Below are 21475 nucleotides of genomic sequence, written 5' to 3' on the forward strand. Positions count from 1 at the left end.
ACTAAATCATACTTTGGCTAAACTAGTTTGAATTTAGCTGATTCACTATTCATTGCGTTTAACTTTAAATGGCGAAAGACATCCCACTCAACCTTTGTAAATACGAATTTGAAGATAAAATGGGTAAGTCTTATTTATGAGTCAGCTTTGCAAGATCGAAAGTAAGTGATGTGACGCTGATTATTCAAATGCGGAGATTCTAAGGTCTGAACGAATTATATAGACTGAATATCAACTGAGTCATTAGGGATACTCAATTCGAATGTGGGATAACATCGTTACATTGTCAGAAGACAAGCAACAAGTAGTTGCTCGTCTACCATCGGGAGTTGTGGTCGACGCAAGCTTCGACAACAAGCCACTACCATCAGTTTTGGAAACGTTAGGCGCGTCTAACTATTTTCTTTTTGAAGAAGAGGTGTTGCGCTTTGTGACTCTTGCTAAAGAAGGAAAAGGTGAAGCGTACGACGGTATGTTGATTGCTGAGGTGCGTGATGCAAGTGTTGCTGTCGAACTGTCTGATGATGAGATGCTCGCGAGTCTTGTGGTTACTGGGCCGTATAATGGTAAACCACTGCTTGGTAGTGACATCATTCACTGCTTAGCTCTGGCACACATAACAAAAGGGATTAATAAGTTAGCGCTCAGAAAAGTATTGATGATGAGTAGCAAGCTGAAACCGGGTGAAAAGTTTATTCAGCCGGTTGCTAAAGGTACACAACCGGTAAAGGGTAAAGACGCTAAGTTTGCCGCGTTAGTTGAAGATATCACGCGACAAGTATTGAAGCCACGTAGTAAAGACGAAGGCAAAATTGATATGCGAGACTTAGGACAAACCATTACTGTTGGTCAAAATGATCACTTAATGAAGCGCACTCCTGCCACCAAAGGTATCGCTGGTTTTACGGTCCAAGGTCGAGTTATCCCGCCTCTTCCCGGACAAGACAGTTTGATTAAGCCCGGAAAAGGCACTTATATTTCCCCTGATGATCCCAATTTACTCCTCGCTTCATACCCCGGATTACCCATCATTAAAGATCGAACCATTGAAGTGGATGACGCCTTGTGTGTTAGCAACGTCGATGTATCCACCGGCCACGTTAAATTTAAAGGCAATGTGTTTGTCTCTGGAAACATAGAACCGGGAATGATAGTTAAGGCGACGGGGAGTATTACAGTTGGTGGTTTTATCGAGTCGGCCGAAGTTCAGGCTCAAGGTGACATTAAAGTCGCTAAAGGCATTATCGGCCACACCACAAAAGAGGGTGAGCCAAAAAGTTGTAAGGTATTTACGAAAGGATCTATAACAGCAAGCTATGCGCAGAATGCAGAGCTGCAAAGTGCGAATGACATCCGACTTGGCGTACACAGTATGAGTAACGACATTCGCTGTGGCAACAACCTTATTGTCATGGATTCTTTGAAGAAACACGGAACGCTCAGTGGGGGCGAAGCTAAAGTTGGCGGCAAAGTGGAATGTGTGTTCTTAGGCGTTGAGGGAGACACCGCGACCAAGGTCCATGGATTTGCACGTTACGATGGATATAGACAAAAAATTGTTGAACTAAAGGAAACTTATAAGCACGCTCAAGAGCAAACCATGGAAGTGATTCGTCAAGAGCTTGAATTTAAGAAACGCTCAAAAGCCGAGAGAACTGAGGCTGAAGCACTAGAAATCGAGCAGCAACGAGAAAAGAATAACCTCGCGATTGAGAATACCAAATCACACTTGGACACACTCGAAGCCGAGTTTGAAACCAACCTTGCTGAATGCACTGTTGAGGCTCATGAAAAGGTATATACCCGAGTTACGATTCAGTTTGGTGATGAGACAGTCACAACCAAGCGAACCCACGGCGGCAGCGTGTTCTCATTTAACCAATATGAGATCCAGTGTTCGTTTAAAATGGAACAAGAAGACCTCGCTCTGTAACCAAGAGATTTGGCGTTAATTAGTTAATTAGTTGATTGGTTGGTTTTGTTGAGTGGCTAATTAGGTGTGCGGCAAATATAAGAAAGGGGAGCTAATGCTCCCCTTTCTATTTCTACTCGCGTTTAAATTCGTTTCATTTTTCCAATTAGCTAGCAGCCCTTACTTTGCCTTGCTTGAGGTCTGATAGAACTTGTGCTTTTGGACCGTCGGCGATAATGCTGCCTTTTTCCATCACAATTACTCTGTCTACAATATCCAACATCGAAGTCTTGTGCGTAATAAGGATTAGGGTCTCACTTGGTTGCAATTGACTCAGCTGATGCTTGATGTGCATCTCTGAGCGATTATCCATGGCGCTGGTTGGCTCATCTAATAAAAGTACTGGCGGGCGACCTAGGAATGCTCTGGCAATGGCGATCGATTGACGCTGGCCACCAGAGAGCAAAGCACCGCCTTCACCGACTTGACGTTCTAAACCTGCAGGATCTTGCTGAGTAAAGGCGGTAACACCGGCACGGTTGGCTGCATCCATCACATCACGATCGTCGACTAGAGGGCGGCCTAATGTAATGTTGTCTCTCACTGAACCATAGAATAGGTTACTGTCTTGAGGAACACAGCCTATGTTGCGTCGTACGTCGACATGGTGCAGTTGTTCCATATCGGTGTCATCAATGCGTACATGGCCTTCTGTGGGCTTATACAGGCCCATAATCAGGCGTTCCAGCGTTGTCTTACCCGAGCCAATACGACCAATAATGGCAACTTTCTCACCCGGAGAAATGTTTAGGGTGAGATCTCTGATAGAAGCAACTGGAGAATCAGGATAATGAAACGTTACTTTATCTAGCGCAATATGGCCTTGGATAATAGGACGGTGGATGTAGCGTTTACCTTCTTCTTGCTCGTCTGGCATCGACATCACTTGTTCAATCAAAGTCATTGATGATTTCGCTTGGTTATAGCGGGTCGAAAGCAGCGACAACTGAACAAGAGGGCCAATGGCACGGCCGCTCAACATGGTTGCGGCAATTAAACCACCCATAGTGAGTTCACCTTCCGCGATGAGATACACCCCGAAAATGATCATCCCAACGTTGGTACTTTGTTGAACGAAGCCAGCAGTGTTTTGGATGCTGTCGGTGATACGTCGACTTTTAATGTTCCAGTTTGCCATATGAGCAACGGCTTCTTCCCAGCGGAACTGAAATTGGCTTTGCGCGCTGAACAGTTTAACCGTCTCTAACCCAGCCAAACTTTCAATTAAGTTCGCGTATTTTTGAGAAGCAAGACGTGACCCTTCTTCAATCGTACGACGCAGTGGTCCTTGGATTAACAGTGCGTAGATAATCAGGACTACTACACCAGCAACAGGAACAAACACGAGGTTCCCTGCCATTAACCAAATTAAAGCAAGGAACATCAACGCGAATGGTAAATCGATTAATGAACCAATAGTTGCAGAGGTAAAGAACTCACGAATAGACTCGAACTCTTGCAGGTTTTTTGCGAAAGCGCCAACTGAAGCGGGCTTGGCTTCCATGCGAATCCCTAACACTTTGCTGAAAAGCTTAGAGGAAATAAGGATATCGGATTTCTTACCCGCGACATCAATAAAGTAACTTCGCATTAATTTTAAAAGCAGGTCGAAAAGGAAGACGACAAAAATACCACTCGCCAATACCCATAGGGTTTCAAATGCGAGGTTCGGTACTACTTTGTCGTATACCAAACGAGTAAACATTGGCGCAGCAATCGCGAATATATTGATCAGAATAGAGGCAATCAACACATCGCGATAGATGTTTTTAGATTCCCAGATCGTACTCCAAAACCAGTGACCCTTACGTGTTTTTAGGACTTCTGGTGAGCGCTCATCATAACGGAACTGTTTTTTTACTAGGAAGTAACGACCGATGAATTGCTCTTTCAGCTCGTCTAGTGGAATGATGATCGGCACCATTCCACTCTCTGCTGTGATGATCTCTGCTTCTTGTTTTTCTGAATCAATACTATTCAGAACGCATGCCTCGCCCTGCTTGAGAAGTAAAATAGCAGGTAGAATGAGGTGAGGAATACTTTCTAAGTCGCAACGATTTTCTTTCGCCACTAATCCTGCTCGTTCAGCTGAACGAGGGAATAGGAAAGGGGTTAGCTTCCCATCAGATAGTGGTAGCCCATTGATCAACGCTTCGGGCGAGTTAGCTAACCCGTAATACCGGCTAACGTAGATCAATGAGTTCAATAGTGGATCTTGCATGTGATATAACCCTTACAACTATTTATCAACAATGAAGCCTTGGAACACTTCTACGTAGTTATCAGACAAAATGTCTAATTGAGTCTGAGTTTCGATTCGAGACGCAATAGTTGTCACGCCTAGGTTGTGAGCGGTTCTAGAGATTGATGTTAAGGTGAATTTCTGTTTTTCGTCATCAAGGTTATGTGTGAACAAGTAATCGAGCTTCACATAGCTTGGACGGTATTCGTTGATGTAATCGAGCGATTGGAAATTACGGCCGTAGTTATCGACACCAAACACCGCATCTGCGTTACGAATGGTGTTACACAATAGCGCCGTGTAGTGTGGAACATTGATGAAGCAACTTTCTGGAATCTCAAAGTGAAGCAAGTGTGCGATAGAAGCGTTTTGATCCAGAGTATTTCCAATCCAACGGATAAAGCTTGGTTGAGAAATACTGCTCGGTGAGATGTTGATAGCAATTGGGCTGGTCACCTCTTTTGCATTCAGTTTCTCAATCATCTTCTCGATAACGTATTGGTCGAGAATGTGGCTCATTTCAAGTTGTTCTAGTGCGTATAGATACTGGTTAGCCCCGTAACGAACACCCTCTTTCTCAATCGCAGAGAACACCTCTTGGTGATACGTTTTGCCAAAAGCGTTATTCGCCGCTTGCAGACGGAAAGTCATTAGGTCGTTGATGATCGCTTCTTCAACCAGCATGCGCCATTGTTGTTTGCCCATCACTGCACCGTGGTCATCAGCTGTTACGTAGCCGTAAGCTAGCTCGCGGTTTGCTTTCGCATTTGATAATGCGTTATCCACCAGCGACATAATTTCGGTACTGGTTTTTCTCTTGTTACTGTAGGTAACACCAAGTGCAATGTGTGGATTCGCCATACCGGTTGGATCTGAACCTAGGTTTTGAATGCAGTTTACGATACTGCTCGCGACGAGTTTAAGTTCGCTCTCGTCGATGTTTGGCATAATAAAGCCAAATTCGTCACTAGAAATTCGAGCTATAGTTATATCTGGCGATGAAATCGAAGCTTGCAGCAGATCGGCAAGTTGGTGTACCAATGCATCGCCTTCTTGATAACCTTTTTCATCGTACTCTTCACTAATAAACTCGGCTTTTAGTACCGCTAAACCACCTAAACTTGACTCTTCTAACCACTGAGTTAACTGAGACATGTAGTAAGCGCGGTTACCTAGTTGAGATACAGGGTCGATATAAGCGCGTTCACGTAGCTTCTGCGCTTCTTTCGCTTGGTTCTTAAAGGCCTGTTCAACTTGTGTCGACATGTGGTTAATTCCATCAACCACTAAGATCAAATCTTTTGTTTTCGGACGAACCAATGGTTCACCAAACTGATTCTTGGCGATTTGATCCATTTTGGTAATGATCAATGAAAGAGGACGCAGTGCTCGTTTAAGGATCCAAGAGATAGAGACCAAACCCAGCAAGAAGATGGCTCCAAATATGGTCACTAAGCGCGTAAATGCTTGCCAAAGTTGATCGTAGGCTGGGCCTGGATGGCTTACAATCTCGACTTCTGCCAGTTGCATCCAACCACTGGTAATTACGCGACGGTCATGAACCGGTTCAAACAGGTTAAGGTTGGTAAACCACTCTGGTACGCCTGTTGGTTTTACTGGGTATGAGCGAAGAATGTCGTCACCGCTGTCGAGAAAAATCAATCGTACGACAGAGTAAGAGCTGCCATCAAACAGGGCGTTGATAACAGACTCTACAGCCACCTTGTCCTTTTCTTCTAGGTAAGGGGCGAGAGCCAGTCCAACAGTATTAATGGTATTACTTACCTCAGAGCGTTGCTGCTCTTCTAAGTATCCACGGGTGGTGTTGAATTCGATCATAAAAACTGACGTCATCAGCAATATGAACACTGCAACCATCCCGACCACAAGCTGTTTATATAAAGTCATTGTACCTACTCATCGTAATTGATAATGGGTTTGTTTAATTTAAGAGAGCGCTCACGAGAACGTAAGTCGTTCCATAAGCTCAATCGTGAAGATTTCCCTGCTAGCTTTCCGCTGCCTGCTGCCGACTTGATCAACCAAAGGTTTTTACCGTTGAAACTGTATATCGGTCGCAGGTCTCTGCGTTTGGAGCCGCGTTTTATTTCAGGGTTTAAGTTGTCTAAAATTAGTGGTTCGGCACTGGGTGTTGAGTAGTATGCCAACACCATATGGAATTGGTTTAGCTCAAGTGCTTTTACATACACTAATCGTAATTTTTTATCTGAGACGCCCAGTTCAAGTAAAGAGAAGTACTTTGCGATAGTGAAATCTTCGCAGTCACCGGCGTTGCTTCCCAAAAATTCCAGTGGTGTCGCCCAATAGTCGTTCTTTCCCCAAAGTATGCTGTCGTCGACAAAGTACATTTGGTTAAAGAACTGGTTAACAGACTCGAGTTTCTCTTTTTCACTCAATCCATCGTATGACGTCATATTTGAACGCCATGTTGCGACTCGCTTTCCGGCTCTTTCCCCATAGGTTTCAGAGACGGCATCTATCCATCGTTGGTCGCTCTTGTTCAGCGCCCCAGAGGTAAAAGAGGTAAGGACTAACAACAAGAGCGAAAATTGAGACTTCATAGCCTCTGCTCTTGTCTGTTTTCCGAGTGTTTAAAGACGTTGTAAACCATCAAGCGTCCTTACTCTTTTAGTGCGTTATTTTGAGCGCTGAGGATCGGTTTCAACATGTACTCAAGCACAGTTCTCTTGCCGGTTATGATATCGACTGAAGCCGTCATTCCCGGAATAATAGGTAGCTCTTCATTGTGGCCAAAGCTGTATTTCTCGGTACGTACACGCACGATGTAATAGCTATTGCCCTCTTCATCTTGGGTAGTATCGGCACTGATGTGTTCTAACACGCCCTCTAGACCACCATATTTAGTGAAGTCATAAGCGCTAAATTTAACAATGGCGGGCAGCTCAGGGCGTAGGAATGCGATGTCTTGTGGGGCGATTTTGGCCTCGACTAATAGAGAATCTTCAGTCGGTACAATCTCTACGATGTCCATACCCGGTTGGATAACACCGCCCACGGTATTAATACCAAGCGTTTTAACGGTGCCAGTTACAGGAGAAACCACCACTGTCCGATTTACTCTGTCTTCAAGCCCAACCGAAGATTCTGTCATTGCTGAGAGTTTGTCTTGCGCTTGGTTGAGCTTTTCCTGTTGTTCTGAGCGGAAGCTCAATGCGGCATCGATACGGCTTAGCATCGCTTCTTTAATCGCTGAGCGTAGGAGAGGGATTTTGAGCTCGCTAGAGGTCAATTCTCGACGAGTATCATTCACTTGTCTTTGAAGCTTGAGTAGCTCAATTCTTGGTACTACCCCTTCATCTGCAAGTGGTTTGGTGATGTCTAGTTCTTGGCGAGCAAACTTATAACTCTGTCTCAAGTTATCGACACGTGCTTTTATCTCAATTAAATCTTGTTGTTTCTGTTCAACTTGTTGATCAAAAACGGAAAGTTGGTTTTTTAGGTTGTTCAAATCTTGGCGGTATTCTGCTTTTTGGCGATTGACCAATTTAGGCTGAAGCTCGTAAAGTGCGGGTGGGAAGGCAAGTTTACCGTAGTCTAGAAGGACACTTTTTTTCCAGTTCTCGACCGAGAACTCTTCATTGATCACGACACTGTTAAAGGAAGCGGAAAGCATTAAAACGTTGGCGGTTAAGTTGGCGACTTGTTGTTCGCGTTCTCGGAAGTCAGAACGAAATCGAGTATCATCGATCAAGAGCAACTGTTGACCTTTTTGAACTTGTTGACCTTCTCGAACTAATATCTCTTTTACCAAGCCGCCCTCAAGGTTTTGCACCACTTGAATCTGGGAGGAGGGGATGACTTTGCCTTGGCCAACGGTGACTTTGTCGATTTCGGCCCATGCAGACCACCCAATAGCAGCAATAAAAAACAGAACGATCACCCATAGCATAATACGCGCACTGGTTGGCGTATTGAGGAGCAGCGCCGCTGTCTTATCATCGACGTACTCAAGTTCGGTTTCGTTCAATTTGCTGAAATTCTTCTGACTCATAACAGTCCTTGTTCGCTAAATAAAAGTGCAAGCCTATTGAGTGTATTCTTACTTTTGATAAATGTTAAGATTTTGCTCCTTTAAATCTTTGAATTTATATATTTTTTAATTCTTATCGATTTTTGAAATCCGTTTTATCAAGTTGGTGCTTTCTTAGCTTGTCATACAGTGTCTTTCTCGATACTTGCAGCTCTTGCTGTACCTCTTTTAATCGTCCTTGGTGGCGATGTAGTGCTTCGATCAAGATGATTTGTTCAAAGCTATCAGTCCGCTGACTTAGTGACTGCTGTTGTTCTTCTATGCTGACATCAAGTTTATTCTCACCAACTTGCTCATCATCTTCATTACTGTCGAGCGGTGGCTGCTTGATTTGCGTTAGTACTCTGAGCTCGGCATGTTGACGAAGTTGTCGAATGTTTTCACTCCAATGAGTGGCAATTAACCGTTGAATCTCTTTTTCAGTAATAACAGGCGGTGGTAACTGATATCGACTTGCCGCACCGCGAGCAAAATGTTTGAACAAAGAGCCAATGTCTTCTGTTCTTTGCGCCAAAGGTAGTAAATTAAATCGACGTAGTTCATTGGTAATTGTAGTAGGAACTATTGTGGTTGCGATAATGATACAAGTTGCATTGGTCTTGCATGAGTTTTCACGAAGTAGAATGGGTTTTAGACGTGCCAACCACAGCCACTGTTCTTGAGTTAGTGCTTGTGTTTCATGAATATAGATCGTTCCACCTTGATATTTGTGGAACAGTTGTAAAACAAACTGCTGAAATGTCGCTTCATCGCTGCGTGGTAAATTGAAGGCGGCGATTGGACAAAGCTCTGCTGTGTGATGACTGTGTAAATCATGGGTGTATTGCGCTGTAACTCTTTTTCCTGTTCCTATGTCTCCAACAAACAGCAGTAGTGGGGTTTCTTTACAGTTCAGAGTGATTAACTCACGGCGTAAGGCCTGCATCGCTGGTGATTGACCGATCAGTTTTGGCCCTACTTGATTTTGCATTGCCAATTCTTTTCTTAATAGGTTGTTCTCTTCAACTAATGCGAGTTTATCTGCTGCTTTTTTTACTGCTGTCAGCAGATCGTCGACCACAAAAGGTTTCTCTAAAAAGTCATAAGCGCCGGATTTCATCGCAGATACCGCTGTTTGGACGTCACCATGTCCTGTGAGCACGATGATTTGAAAGTTGGGGTTATGGCTCAAAAGCTTGTGGGTGAATTGAATGCCATCCATTACTGGCATGTGAATATCTGTTATCACGATTCCTGCTTGCGCGACGTCGATCTGCCTCAATGCCTCAATGGCATTGGGGAAACAGACGATAGTGATGCCTTCTATGAGCATGGCTTGTTCTACAGAGTCCCTAATCGCGGGTTCGTCATCGACAAAATAGAGTTTGGGCATAGAGTGCAAAAGCCGAGTCCTTAACAATGGTGTGAAATTGGCATAATCGTGAGTAAACAAAACAAGGGAACTAACCCTGATTCTTATAGAGTGGAATATTTAACGAGAATACCATGCCTGACGGCTCTAACTGTGCTGCGTTAATCGTGCCGTGATACGCTTCAATGATTCGCTTCGAGATCGATAGACCAAGCCCTAAGCCTTCTGGTTTGGTGGTGAAAAATGGGTCGAAGAGCTGTTCAAGCTTATCTTTAGAGATACCTATGCCGTTGTCCCATATGATCAGCTGGCAGGTGTCATTCTTGCGCTGCCATTCCACTCCAATTTGTGGGATCGTTTGTATGTCTAAAGCTTCTAGCTTGGAGCTTTGCTCTTCTAAGATGCTTTGCCCCGAGGTTTTTAGTCTTGGAGTTGACTGTTCCATAGCCTGCTGCTGAAGTGCTTGAGTCGCGTTGTGAATCAGGTTAACCAACACTTGTTCTAGCTCAGTTGGGTGAATTGCTAGATTTATGTCATCCGGCATTGTACTTAACCTCAGTGTAATGCCTTGCTTAATCATCAGCGCACTGAGAATACTGGTGGCGTTATTGACCGCTTGATGCAAGTTTGCCACGTGATGCTCTTGCTTGGTGACTTTGCGGGTGAAGACCTTGAGGCGCGCGATGATCTCAGTAATTGATGTATTTAAAGCAATCATTTTATCTAGGTTGCTTTTGACTAAATCTGTTCGTTTCATTTCAAGCAGCTTCAAGCTGTTCTCGCTGTAAGTTCTCAGCGCTGCAAGTGGTTGGTTGATTTCGTGATTAATGCTAGCCGACAATTCGCCCAATACCGCTAACTTAGCCGTCTGAGTTAACTCTTGTTCGGTCTGCTTTAATTTCAGTTGTGACTCTTGGTATTGAAAGATGGTTTGTTGGAGCTGTTGGTTAGATTGCTTTAAATAATGAGTTCGTTTATCAACGGTCTGTTCTAGGTTCTCATTGAGTCGAGTTAACGCGACCTTCGCAATGTAGGTTTGACGCCACGACCAAGCAATCAGCATCACCAAGCTATAGATGATAATAAAGATGACGTCGATCTGTAGCACTTTAAGCAGCTCGGCTTTTGTCTCTTTTAGCGCAACGACTTGATACTGATTATTGCTAATAGGGGCAGGATATAGGTTGAAAGCACCAAGTTGAAACAGCTGATTGGAGACGAGTTCTTTTTGAATCTGATTTGGTTGAAGATCGTTAGGTTGGATTGTGTCGTTAGCTTTTTGTTGAAGCTTTGCCGATCGAAAGTCTTCGATGATCGAAATTTCACTTTGGCCGTATTGCCGCTGAGTCGCTATCTCTGTTTGTTGTTGTTCACTTAATGGCAACAGTGAATGATACAACCACGAAGTTTGGTTCGACAGAAAGACCACTTGGTTGGAATCGAGTACTACGATCTCAAAATCATCGCTGGTTAGGATGTTTTCGAGATTCTCTAAGCTTACTTTTACTGTGATAACGCCGACTATTTCTTTATCGGTGTACAGTGGCGAGGATAAGAAATAGCCTCGTACATTCGAGCGAGCACCGAGCGCCACGTATTGTGTGTTGTTGCCCTTTATTGCAGAGGCAAAGTAAGGGCGAAACGAGAAGTTTTCTCCAACAAATGTGCGGGGTTGTTGATAATTACTGGAAGCGACCACTGTGCCGCTTCGGTCATGAATATAAATGGTGTCAGCCTGGCTTTGGTTCGACCATTCAAACAACAATTTATTAAGCTGTGTTACGGTTATCTTGTCGGTTTGTGGTGATGAGGTGAAATAAGAGATCAGGCGTGGGTCATGACTGAGTAAATCGGGGATCTGTTTGAACTTATCCAGCTCGGAGTCGATTTGCAGATTCGCTTTGTTGGCTGCTTCGTTGAGTTGCTGAGTAACGATCTTCTCTTGGAATTGTACGGCAAGAAAGTGAGTTGCAGTCAGCCCTGCAGCTCCCAATATTAGTGAGAATAAAACAAAAGGTGTGATTAGGTTGGGCGATTTTTTAGTCACTATAAACTCAGGTTACAATCAGTTTACACATAGACTATCAATATGACGGTTAGCGTACCGAGATCTCGTTAACACAGAGCACCTTCTGTAAGACAAAACCAAGGCTTAGACTTGTGTTTCAAAGGATTACGGCGCAAAATCACAAAAAAATCAAAAGGAGCAACCAAATGGAACTGACAGACATTCGTCGTGAATACGCTCAGGGTGGATTGAGACGCAAAGACTTGGCCGCAGACCCAATTGACCAATTCAATCAATGGCTAGAACAAGCCATTGAAGCTAAGTTGACGGATCCTACTGCAATGACAGTAGCGACAGTTGACGAAAATGGTCAGCCATTCCAACGAATTGTGTTGCTGAAAAATGTTGATAAAGATGGCTTCGTTTTCTATACCAATCTAGGTAGTCGTAAAGCACACCAACTTGAGCACAATAGCAAAATTAGTTTGCATTTCCCTTGGCATCCTCTAGAGCGACAGGTTCATGTCACAGGTACAGCTGAAAAGCTGACCGCGTTGGAGAACATGAAATATTTCACATCTCGCCCGAAAGAAAGCCAATTGGCTGCCATTGCAAGTAAGCAAAGTAGCCGAATCTCAGCTCGCGGAATACTGGAAGGTAAGTATTTAGAGCTTAAGCAGAAGTTCGAGAAAGGAGAGATTCCAGTGCCTTCATTTTGGGGTGGTTTCCGAGTACGCGTTGATAGTATTGAGTTTTGGCAAGGTGGCGAACACCGTTTACACGACCGTTTCTTGTTTTCACGTCAAGACAACAGCTGGGACATTGACCGCCTAGCGCCATAATCTGTTTTATAGATTTGCTAACGGATTAACTGCTTTAAAAATCCCGTTGATTTGGTGACTAAACACATCAAACAACGGTATTTTTTTGTCTGACTCTCGCTCATTCGCTGTGCAGAACCACGGAAATCTGCTTTTTGAGCAGGGTTTCGGGGATCACTGAGCCCAACCCCGAGTCCAATGCATACTCAATCAATTGGCTTTTGCTGCTCGCATCAAATTTTTGCTTCAATCTGGCGACATGGCCTTCGACAGTCTTAATTGAAATATTTAACGTTAATGCAATGTATTGCGGTTTCTTGCCGAACAGCAGCAAAAATAGCACTTCTGATTCTCGCGAAGTCAGTCGTTTTTTGAGTTTAGATGTGCGTGGCGTTGAACCTGCAATGGATGTCTGACCATCTTTGGCACCTGTCGCCTGGCAAACCCAATGACCAACCTCTAAAATTGCGGTGTCAGTGAGTTCTTGACCGTAGAAGATCGTGCCTTGTACGTTGTTGTTTGCATCAAGCCAAGGGGTTTTGGTAAAAATATGCGCGTGCCAGCGTCCGTCTGGGTAGGGGTGAATATCAAGAATCTTCAGGGTAGTGCGTGTTTCCATCACATGCTTATCTTGAGCCCTGAAATCTTGCGCACACTCAGTGGTTTGACTCGGCATATCGAAATCGGTCAAGCCAGTGCAACTCTCGTTGGGTTTTAAGCCAATCAATTGGTTGTAGGCGAGGTTCGCGTAAACGAAAACCGACTCAGTATCTTTGCAGCCCCAGCAGCCTGGGAGTTGTTCAAATAAAGAACGATGTATGGCATTGAGTGACTCTGGCAAGGTTTTATCTCGTAAGCAGAAGTATGTTAATGATATCAGTTTCTTATAGCGCTGCAATGGCAATTAGAGGCTGAATCCTGAGAGATAAATAGAGCTTGAATCATAGTTAAACGAATTGTTGGTTTACTGTATATATCAAGAGTGATTGGTGATCGAAGTGACTGGTTAATAGCCGAAAAAAAGCCAGCCTGAAGAAGGGCTGGCTAAAGACAAGATATGTCTTGTCGACATGTAGAAGATTTCAGATTAATTCACGAGGGTCATGTAAATTAACCTAAGGTATCAGCTAGATACCTAGAGTGACTTACTACTCTATCGATAAATTTACTCCTAGGAATGCTTGTGCATAAGGGGGGAATTCCCCCATAAATACAACTCAATGCGATATTTGAGAGCCTAGCGTAAATATTAGAAACTATTGAGTTGGTTATTGAGTGCTACAGTTCGCGCAATACTCTGAAACCTAAGTAGTTTGCTGCCGTTGACGTTGGCACGTACAGTTCGTTAAACACTTTTGCTTCTTCTGGTGAAAAACTCCACGCACCACCTTTAGCCAAGCCTTTCTGAACGGTTGTCCATTCCCAAACGTTGCCAACCATATCGTAGAAGCCTGTAGGTGTTGGTAAGAATGACTTAACTGGAGAGGTGCTGATGTTTGACCACGGTGTGCCAGCCCAACCGGTATTGGCTTTACCCGAAAGGAATTCATTGCCCCACCAGAAGTTAGTATCTTGGCCTGCTCTTGCTGCGGCTTCCCATTCTTGTGGTGTTGGTAAACGGTAGGCATAGCCTGTATTTTTAGATAACCAGCGAGTATACGCTTTGGCATCACTTTGACTAACACAAACTACCGGTGAGTTATCAGCTTGCTTAAAGCCAGGGTTCAGCCAGTCATTGTCTGAAACCGTTGTGATCTCGGCATTAACGAAGGTATCGCAGGTGTTCATCAGTTCTGCGTCTGTCTGGTAGCCAGTGCTTTCAACAAACGCTTTAAAATCTTGAACGCGAGTTGGTGTCGCTGCTAATGCAAATGGCTGTTTGATCGTCACTTGTTTAGCGTTGTTTTCACCCAATAAATAACGGCCTGAACCCACCACAATCATTTCTGGACTTGGAGTGTCATTTCCCATTGGGTCGGCAAATTTGGTACCGACATTCAGCGAGTTTTGTTTGGCTTGTAATACCGCTCGTAGGTTGTGATCACGGGCGATTTTCAGTTCTTGATGGAAAGAGAGGTAGCCTTCTTTCTCAATTGTGACCATGTGTTGGCCTGTTGGTAGCATTACTTCAACCGGTGTGCTGCCATAGTCCACGCCGTTAATCGATACCTTGTCATTATATTGGTTTGAACGAACCATTAAGTTAACCCAAGCGACTTCTTTTTGCTGGCCATTGGCTTGTTGATCGCTCTGTGTGAAACAGTTTGATGACTGGATACCAAGCAAGCGACAAGGTGTGTTTTTGTCTGGGCGAGTCTCTAAGTTCGCTGCAATCACTGCTCGGTAACGGCTATCTTCAGAGAAACCAGAAGATTTCACTTTGTGTTGTAGAACGTGAATGTTTAGCGAAGCAGACGATAGGTGCTCTTTCACTGTTTTTGATTCAGTCGCGTTGTCTACCAAGCTATGCTGGAATTGCTTAACGGCTTTTTGAAGTGCCAAGGTCACCGTTTGGTCTGCACATTGCGCGAGTGTCATGTCACTGCTACAACGGTTGGTAAAGCTGACCGTTTGCTCTTTGGTTTGAGTGACCTCGTTTCTTAGTCGTTCAGCTCTTGCTCTGAGTTTATCTTGATTGAGGTTTGCGATTGAAGCTTCAGCAGCCGCTTTTTCTGCTTGGATGGCTTCTAGTTCCATCACCAAGCCTTGTTGCTTCTGTTCTGAGTCTGAAATAGCAAGCTTGCTCTCTTTTACAGTTTTCCAAGCGTTTTGGAAACTGTTTTGAGCCGGCGAGATGTCGAAGTCAGGCTCGTCAATCATGCGGGTGTAATCTTGTTCTAGACTAGCTTTCGCTGCTGCGAGTTTTTGCTCAGCTTGAGTGGATAACTTGGCTAGATTTGCCGTTTGCTTTGCTTGGTTATCGACTTGGTTTTGTTTGTCCGTCAGCTTCTTCTCGACAGCCGTTAAAGTGGTATACTTTTCGAAGAGTGAGCTTTCAATGTTGGTGACAGATGTTGTGATTGCTGGTGGTATTATTTCAGCGAAAACAGCTGGTGTCATTAAGCAAGGGGCAAGTGCAAATAATAGAGTGGGAAAACCTTGGCGCATGTTGGGCTACTTCAATCGTAAATTAGGTTAATCGAATAATCTAAACGAACACGCCATTTCGTTTGCAGCTACTTTTTATAACTATCAACAAAATGGCGAGTATTCATTCAGCTTTGTGAAATAGGCACGGCTATCTTAATTAGAGCGCTGAGCTATTCATACTGGACTTAGCTTTCCTTGCTAGGAAGAAGCTTAACCCAAATAGTGTCGCTACCGTTGATGGTAACTGTGCGGTTGTAAGACTCGTAACCTTGTTTTGAAATAGTCACTTGGTGACGACCGCTTGGGAGTGCAACCTCAATCGGTGTGCTGCCGTACTTAATGCCGTTGATCGTCACTGAATCATTGTACTGATCAGAACGTACCATCACGTTTGCCCACTGTTTATCACTCTTTTTAGCCACGGCAACATCACTGCCCTTTAAACAGTAGCGTGTTGAAACGTTCAATAAATTACACGCTGCTACCGCTTCCGGTTTTGCTTGAAGCTGAGCCTGCATTTGCACGAAGTAAGCGTTGTTACCAGAGAAACCACTCTTGATTGCTTGGCTGTCTTGAACATGGATATTCAGCTGAACACCTTGTAAGTTTTGCTTCGCTAGCGCGCTTTCTGTGAGCTGCTCAAGTAATTGGCTTTTGAACGTTTGCACGGCTTTTTGATTGGTCAAGTACTTGCCTTGAGCAGTACACTCTCCCAGTGTCATTGTTGATGCACATGTCGTGGTGTAGCTGGTCTCAAGAACGGCACTTTCACGGAGTTCTGTTGCAATACGTTTTACGCGAGCTTCAACTTTTGATTCTCTTAAGTTAGCCAGCTCATTGTTCAGGCGAGCTTGCTTTTGCTTGATTTGAGAAAGGTGAATTTCACTCTCGTTCATCGCTTGTTGGTTGTCTAACTGAGACGATTGGTTCTCTTTAACGGCCGCCCAAGCATCTTGGTAGCTTTTCTGAAAAGAGACCAAATCAGTTTCTGGATCTTCCAGTAAGCGACTGTACTGTTTGTCGAGTACAGACTTGGCTCTGTTACGTTTTGCCTTGAGTTCTTCACCTTCGCGCAACAACTTACTGTTTTGGTTCTGTAGTTGTTTTAGGTTTTCAGTCGCTGATACCTGGGTTGCTGAAATACGCTCAATATCTGAGTTTTTCTCTGTTAGCTTTGCATCGATAGCTGAAACGGGATCGACTTGATTCAGTTCTTCAGCGGATACCGATGCAGATACCCAAAGTGGGGATAGCGCAAGTAAAAGCGCTGAAATTCGAAAGTTAGTCATAGGTCCCTGCAACTTATAGATTGAAATTGGCTCGTTAATAAAGTGTCTACTTCCTAGTTGTGAGTCACTAGTTATTAGCAATTAACACAGTACCCGTCTTTATACCGTTTTATCGTCACCCAATCTACTCAAAAGCCGAGTTTCGCTACTTCGGATACACTTTTTACAAGTTAAAGCTAAATTATTTGAGCTATATAAGAAAATTATTTCTATATGTGGTGGTGAAAATACATCTATTTTAGATATGCATTGCACCTTGTTGCACTTGCTCGCTTTTAAGTACTGAAGCCGCCGGAACGATTGGTTTTACAATGACCGTAGTTTGTACACTCTTGATCATCTTTCCGGAGGCATGATCAAGACGATCTCCGACAATGATCTTTTGTTTAAGGCGAGGAAATGACTCTCATGATCATTTACAAATTCATCTTATGCAGATTTCAGAGTATTATTCTTACTATGTCGACCTGAGTATTTTGATGTTATGCCAAAACCTTTACCCTTTCCAAACCTAGACCTGTCCCCGCTAGGTCTTACGGGCCCTCGCCCGGCTGAGATCATCACTTTGCCATCGCATATGGATTGCCACGAGCATCATTATTCGCAGGTGGTGATTGGCTTAAAAGGTCAGGCGGAGTTTGAAGTCAGAGGTAAAGGGAATTTGGTTGGTCCCGGTCAAGGTTGTGTGGTAACGGCGAGCTCTGATCATGCTTTCGGTGGCGTGGTTGGTCAGTCGGATATTCTCGTACTCAATATGCCTGTGCCAACCGATGATGACCCTCTAATGTTGGAGAAGATTAACCAGCTAGAGTCATCGAACGTATACTTTCAATTAGACGCGCAAATTCAAAAGCTTATCCATATGTTGGTGCAAGAAATGCAGTCGAGCCCTGATGATTTGTTACTGAGTCGAGCATGCAATGACACGGTGATCGCGTTGATGCAAAGGCATATATCCGCATTCGAAACTCCGATTAAAGACTCGCGTTTTGATCTTGAAGCATTGGATCGTTACATCGAGCAACACCTTGCGAACAAGATCTCTGTGGCCCAACTTGCAGGCAGTGTGTTCCTGGGTGAAAGCCAGTTCCACATGCTATTCAAAGATCAAATGGGAATCACCCCACATCAGTATGTGTTAGGTAAGCGTATAGACCGATCTCGTCGTTTAATCGAACAAGGTAACCTTAGCCTTGGTCAGGTCGCTGAACTGGCTGGTTTCTCCGGTCAATCTTCCTTTACTCATACCTTTTCACGCCTTCAAGGCATGTCACCATCTCAATACAAAAAGAAAATTTCTGTTAAATAGTGAAACAAAACGGCATATTATTTTAAAGTTTCATATGTGACGTTGTGTTTGTTTTGTTAATAAAGCGAGTTTTTAGCAAAAAACTCGGAGTTTTTGACAAGTAATCCTTATATACTCTACATACACTGCAGCCATTGTAGAGATCCCGGGCTAATTCCGGGTGTGAGATTAAGGAAAACGCATGTTTACAGCTACTGATGTGTTAAAGCCAGAATTCAATGAGCAGTCGCTTACTGATCTATGGTCGCTTATCTCACCATTATATATGGTGGATGAAACCCAATGGCTAGAGCAACTTCTGCCACTAGCTACCCCTTCTGAATCTGAAAAGCAGCAGATCACAGCCAAAACGACCTCATTGATCGAAGCTATCCGTGCGGATAAGACTTCTATCCAGATGATCGATGCACTGTTGCTTGAATACAGCTTAGATACTCAAGAGGGCATCTTGCTGATGTGTCTGGCGGAAGCCTTAATGCGTATTCCTGATTCAGCTACTGCTGATGCGCTGATTCGCGACAAACTAAGCGTTGCGGATTGGAAGTCTCACCTTAAGAATTCTGATTCAGTGTTTGTTAACGCATCCACTTGGGGCCTAATGCTAACGGGTAAGGTGGTTGGACTTTCATCTAAAGAGCAGAGTGCTGGTCAAGCGGTTAACCGTTTAGTGAATAAGCTTTCTGAGCCGGTAATTCGTAAAGCGATGCACCAAGCAATGAAGGTGATGGGTCACCAATTCGTTCTTGGCCGCAGCATTGCTGAAGCGCAAAAGAACGGTAAGTCTATGCGTGACAAAGGTTTTACCTACTCATACGACATGCTAGGTGAAGCAGCACTGACTACTGCAGACGCAAACAAATACTTCAAAGATTACCTAATGGCGATTGAAGCCGTAGGTAGAGACACATACGTCTCTTCAAAATCGAGCCCAGCACCGTCTGTTTCTATCAAGCTTTCCGCACTTCACCCACGTTATGAAGTAGCGAACGAAGACCGCGTACTGACAGAACTTTGCGACACGCTAGAGCAGTTATTGCGCCGAGCAGTAGAGCTTGATGTTGCGATTACGATTGATGCTGAAGAAGCGGATCGCCTAGAGCTTTCTCTAAAATTATTCGAAAAACTGTACCGTACCGATCTTGTAAAAGGTTGGGGTAAATTTGGTCTGGTTATTCAAGCTTACTCAAAGCGCGCACTACCGGTTCTAGTATGGCTAAACCGCTTGGCGAAAGAGCAGGGTGATTTAATCCCGCTTCGCTTAGTGAAAGGTGCGTACTGGGACAGCGAAATCAAATGGTCACAGCAAGCTGGCTTTACTGATTACCCAGTTTACACACGCAAAGAAGCGACAGATGTAGCTTACCTTGCATGTGCACGTTACCTACTGAGCCCAAGTGTTCGTGGCAATATCTTCCCGCAGTTTGCGAGCCACAATGCTCATACGGTTTCTGCAATTGCAGTGATGACTGAACATAAAGATTTTGAATTCCAACGCTTACACGGCATGGGTGATTCTCTTTATAACCATGCGATGGAAGCTTACCAACAGTCGGTACGTATCTACGCACCGGTTGGCAGCCACAAAGATCTGCTGCCATACCTAGTACGTCGCTTGCTAGAGAACGGCGCAAACAGCTCGTTTGTACACCGTTTGGTTGATGCTCGCTGCCCTGTGGCAGAGCTAACACAACACCCGGTCGATATGCTTCTGGCGTTTGATACGCTGAACAACACTAAGATTCCTCTGCCGCCAGCGGTATTCCCTGAGCGTAAGAACTCTTACGGTGTGAACATTGATATCGAAAGTGAAGCTCACCAGTTTGAAGAGCAGGTTAAGTCTTTCCTTAACAATCAATGGACTGCAGGCCCTGTGATAAACGGTGAATCTCTTGCCGAAAGCATGATCAAGGCAGATCAGAACGTTGAGCAAGTCACCGCACCTTACGATCGTCGTATTCATGTGGGTCAGGTGGCTTTCGCTAACCTTGATCATGTTTCCGCAGCGATCACTGGTGCAGACGCAGCATTCGCTGATTGGAACGCGACTTCGGTTGAAACCAAAGCGGCTGCGCTTGAGAAGTTGGCTGACCTGATGGAAGACAACCTTGCTGAATTGGTGGCGATTTGTCATCAAGAAGCGGGTAAGACAATTCACGACAGTGTTGATGAAGTACGTGAAGCGGTCGACTTCTGTCGTTACTACGCAAAACAAGCGGACAACCTGCAAGGTTTCGAACTAAAAGGTTTTGACGGCCAAACTCGAATCGCTTCACGACAAGGTCGTGGTGTGTTCGTTTGTATCAGCCCTTGGAACTTCCCTCTCGCTATCTTCCTTGGCCAAATTACAGCGGCACTCGTCGCGGGTAACACGGTTGTGGCGAAACCTGCTGAGCAAACAAGCTTGATTGCAGCTCGCGCGGTGGAACTGATGAATGAAGCGGGTTTCCCTGCTGGCACGATTCAACTTCTACCTGGTCGTGGTGCTGAGATCGGCAGTGCGCTAACCAGCCACGATGCCATTGCGGGCGTTGCCTTTACGGGTTCAACCCCAACAGCACAACGCATCAATGTGTCATTGGCAAGCCGTAACGCTAAGCCAGTTCCGTTTATCGCGGAAACCGGCGGCCAGAACGCAATGATCGTCGACAGTACTGCACTGCCTGAACAGGTGGTTCGTGACGTGATTCGTTCTGCATTTGCTTCTGCAGGTCAACGTTGTTCTGCACTGCGTGTGCTTTACATCCAAGAAGACATTGCAGACCGCGTAATTGCACTGATTCACGGTGCAATGGACGAACTGAGTGTTGGTATTCCATACCTTCATAAAACGGATGTTGGTCCGGTTATCGATCAAACAGCGAAGCAAAAGCTGTTAGCTCACTTGAAAAATATGACCCAAACACAGAAAAAAGTCGCTCAACTTACATTGGGTTCTGATTGTGAACATGGTGACTTTGTTCCACCAAGTGCGTTTGAAATCGATGACATCAGTTGCTTGAAAGAAGAACAGTTTGGCCCTGTACTGCACATCGTTCGCTTCAAGGCGAGTGAGTTAGCGCAAGTGGTAGACCAAATTAACCAAACCGGTTTTGGCTTAACTATGGGTATTCACAGCCGTAACGAGACAACTTACCGTTGGATCGAAAAACACGTGCGCGTGGGTAACTGCTACATAAACCGTGACCAAGTAGGTGCTGTTGTTGGTGTTCAACCATTTGGCGGTCAAGGTTTGTCAGGTACAGGCCCTAAAGCAGGTGGTCCTCACTACCTATATCGCTTTACTGATGTTCATTTTTCGCAATCACAAGACAAGGCATAAGG

Annotated in this window: 13 protein-coding genes; 4 read left to right on the plus strand and 9 right to left on the minus strand. The window is 44.6% G+C overall.

The features are described from left to right. The first annotated feature begins 262 nt into the window (after window positions 1-262). Window positions 263-1933: a DUF342 domain-containing protein gene (locus ACFI6G_RS03980; protein WP_010432183.1), complete on the plus strand. Its 1671-nt coding sequence runs from the start codon at window positions 263-265 to the stop codon at window positions 1931-1933. A 145-nt stretch (window positions 1934-2078) separates the two neighbouring features. Here the strand turns inward: ACFI6G_RS03980 and ACFI6G_RS03985 are convergent, their stop codons facing one another. The 6 genes from ACFI6G_RS03985 to ACFI6G_RS04010 form a co-directional block, all read right to left on the minus strand. Next, window positions 2079-4193 carry a type I secretion system permease/ATPase gene (locus tag ACFI6G_RS03985; protein WP_010432180.1) on the minus strand — a complete coding sequence of 705 codons (2115 nt, stop codon included), beginning with the start codon at window positions 4191-4193 and terminating at the stop codon, window positions 2079-2081. 18 nt (window positions 4194-4211) lie between these two features. Beyond that, window positions 4212-6122, minus strand: a complete 1911-nt coding sequence (locus ACFI6G_RS03990; protein ID WP_010432174.1) for a bifunctional diguanylate cyclase/phosphodiesterase — start codon at window positions 6120-6122, stop codon at window positions 4212-4214. Window positions 6123-6127: 5 nt separating this feature from the next. Then, entirely contained in the window at window positions 6128-6796 is a 669-nt protein-coding gene (locus tag ACFI6G_RS03995) for a transglutaminase-like cysteine peptidase (protein ID WP_010432171.1), read from the minus strand. Window positions 6797-6855: 59 nt separating this feature from the next. Continuing rightward, on the minus strand, window positions 6856-8247 hold the full coding sequence (locus ACFI6G_RS04000; RefSeq protein ID WP_010432168.1) for an HlyD family type I secretion periplasmic adaptor subunit: 1392 nt from the start codon (window positions 8245-8247) through the stop codon (window positions 6856-6858). Window positions 8248-8359: 112 nt separating this feature from the next. Continuing rightward, window positions 8360-9658 (minus strand): sigma-54-dependent transcriptional regulator, encoded by a 1299-nt coding sequence (locus ACFI6G_RS04005; protein ID WP_010432165.1) that lies wholly within the window; start codon window positions 9656-9658, stop codon window positions 8360-8362. A gap of 70 nt (window positions 9659-9728) precedes the next feature. Next, window positions 9729-11684 (minus strand): sensor histidine kinase, encoded by a 1956-nt coding sequence (locus ACFI6G_RS04010; RefSeq protein ID WP_016767928.1) that lies wholly within the window; start codon window positions 11682-11684, stop codon window positions 9729-9731. Window positions 11685-11851: 167 nt separating this feature from the next. Here ACFI6G_RS04010 and pdxH point away from each other — a divergent pair, with 167 nt between their 5' ends. Continuing rightward, on the plus strand, window positions 11852-12487 hold the full coding sequence (gene pdxH, locus ACFI6G_RS04015; protein ID WP_016767927.1) for a pyridoxamine 5'-phosphate oxidase: 636 nt from the start codon (window positions 11852-11854) through the stop codon (window positions 12485-12487). A 100-nt stretch (window positions 12488-12587) separates the two neighbouring features. Here pdxH and ACFI6G_RS04020 read toward each other — a convergent pair whose 3' ends face one another. From ACFI6G_RS04020 to ACFI6G_RS04030, 3 genes are all read right to left on the minus strand, one after another. Then, window positions 12588-13307 carry a helix-turn-helix transcriptional regulator gene (locus ACFI6G_RS04020; RefSeq protein WP_010432139.1) on the minus strand — a complete coding sequence of 240 codons (720 nt, stop codon included), beginning with the start codon at window positions 13305-13307 and terminating at the stop codon, window positions 12588-12590. A 437-nt stretch (window positions 13308-13744) separates the two neighbouring features. Continuing rightward, window positions 13745-15574 (minus strand): SUMF1/EgtB/PvdO family nonheme iron enzyme, encoded by a 1830-nt coding sequence (locus ACFI6G_RS04025; RefSeq protein ID WP_462710145.1) that lies wholly within the window; start codon window positions 15572-15574, stop codon window positions 13745-13747. Between the two features lie 167 nt (window positions 15575-15741). Beyond that, window positions 15742-16845, minus strand: coding sequence for a PEGA domain-containing protein (locus ACFI6G_RS04030; protein ID WP_010432133.1), 1104 nt, complete (start codon window positions 16843-16845; stop codon window positions 15742-15744). A 484-nt stretch (window positions 16846-17329) separates the two neighbouring features. Here ACFI6G_RS04030 and ACFI6G_RS04035 point away from each other — a divergent pair, with 484 nt between their 5' ends. Continuing rightward, window positions 17330-18154, plus strand: a complete 825-nt coding sequence (locus tag ACFI6G_RS04035) for an AraC family transcriptional regulator (RefSeq protein WP_016767923.1) — start codon at window positions 17330-17332, stop codon at window positions 18152-18154. Between the two features lie 181 nt (window positions 18155-18335). Then, window positions 18336-21473, plus strand: coding sequence for a bifunctional proline dehydrogenase/L-glutamate gamma-semialdehyde dehydrogenase PutA (gene putA / locus ACFI6G_RS04040; RefSeq protein ID WP_016789982.1), 3138 nt, complete (start codon window positions 18336-18338; stop codon window positions 21471-21473). The last annotated feature ends 2 nt before the right edge of the window (window positions 21474-21475 follow it).

The organism is Vibrio sp. PSi01 (assembly GCF_054960695.1).

Excerpts from the sequence above, each read along its gene's own strand:
- ACFI6G_RS03980 (WP_010432183.1), top strand. The coding sequence starts at position 263 with ATGTGGGATAACATCGTTACATTGTCAGAAGACAAGCAACAAGTAGTT.
- ACFI6G_RS03985 (WP_010432180.1), bottom strand. The coding sequence starts at position 4,193 with ATGCAAGATCCACTATTGAACTCATTGATCTACGTTAGCCGGTATTAC.
- ACFI6G_RS03990 (WP_010432174.1), bottom strand. The coding sequence starts at position 6,122 with ATGACTTTATATAAACAGCTTGTGGTCGGGATGGTTGCAGTGTTCATA.
- ACFI6G_RS03995 (WP_010432171.1), bottom strand. The coding sequence starts at position 6,796 with ATGAAGTCTCAATTTTCGCTCTTGTTGTTAGTCCTTACCTCTTTTACC.
- ACFI6G_RS04000 (WP_010432168.1), bottom strand. The coding sequence starts at position 8,247 with ATGAGTCAGAAGAATTTCAGCAAATTGAACGAAACCGAACTTGAGTAC.
- ACFI6G_RS04005 (WP_010432165.1), bottom strand. The coding sequence starts at position 9,658 with ATGCCCAAACTCTATTTTGTCGATGACGAACCCGCGATTAGGGACTCT.
- pdxH (WP_016767927.1), top strand. The coding sequence starts at position 11,852 with ATGGAACTGACAGACATTCGTCGTGAATACGCTCAGGGTGGATTGAGA.
- ACFI6G_RS04025 (WP_462710145.1), bottom strand. The coding sequence starts at position 15,574 with ATGCGCCAAGGTTTTCCCACTCTATTATTTGCACTTGCCCCTTGCTTA.
- ACFI6G_RS04030 (WP_010432133.1), bottom strand. The coding sequence starts at position 16,845 with ATGACTAACTTTCGAATTTCAGCGCTTTTACTTGCGCTATCCCCACTT.
- ACFI6G_RS04035 (WP_016767923.1), top strand. The coding sequence starts at position 17,330 with ATGCCAAAACCTTTACCCTTTCCAAACCTAGACCTGTCCCCGCTAGGT.
- putA (WP_016789982.1), top strand. The coding sequence starts at position 18,336 with ATGTTTACAGCTACTGATGTGTTAAAGCCAGAATTCAATGAGCAGTCG.